The 641-nt window shown below is 38.4% G+C and carries 1 pseudogene; it reads right to left on the reverse strand.

Features of this window, described 5'->3' with window-relative positions:
- Positions 1-641, reverse strand: a pseudogene (locus ACFSSB_RS15410) (hypothetical protein); the annotation flags it as partial.

Here is a 641-nt window from a genome sequence, read left to right on the forward strand (position 1 = left end):
AGTACAAGCCGTAAGGTCAGGACCAATAGAATCTTCTAGAGTAAGAGTTGCAGTAAGAACGGTTTCGTTATCACAATCATCAGAAACCGTATAGGTAACTGTTAATGTACCACCAGCTCCACAAGTTGAAGCAAGGTTTGTAAATGCATAATCTGAAGTTACATCAAATACAGCATCTGTGTCACAAGCATCGGTACCACAAGATTGTAGTGCAAGTATGTTTGCAGCATTCCAATCGTTAGCAATAGTTTCATTATCTGTACCATTACATTCTATAGTTTCATCTACAACAGTACAAGAAGTTAAATCAGGACCAATAGAATCTTCTAGAGTAAGAGTTGCAGTAAGAACGGTTTCGTTATCACAATCATCAGAAACCGTATAGGTAACTGTTAATGTACCACCAGCGCCACAAGTTGAAGCAAGATTAGTAAATGCATAATCTGAAGTTACATCAAATACTGCATCTGTATCACAAGCATCGGTACCACAAGATTGTAGTGCAAGTATGTTTGCAGCATTCCAATCGTTAGCAATCGTTTCATTATTCGTTCCGTCACACTCTATAGTTTCATCTACTACAGTACAAGCCGTAAGGTCAGGACCAATAGAATCTTCAAGAGTAAGTGTAGCAGTAACAG

Source organism: Lacinutrix gracilariae, assembly GCF_042684485.1.
GTDB lineage: Bacteria > Bacteroidota > Bacteroidia > Flavobacteriales > Flavobacteriaceae > Oceanihabitans > Oceanihabitans gracilariae.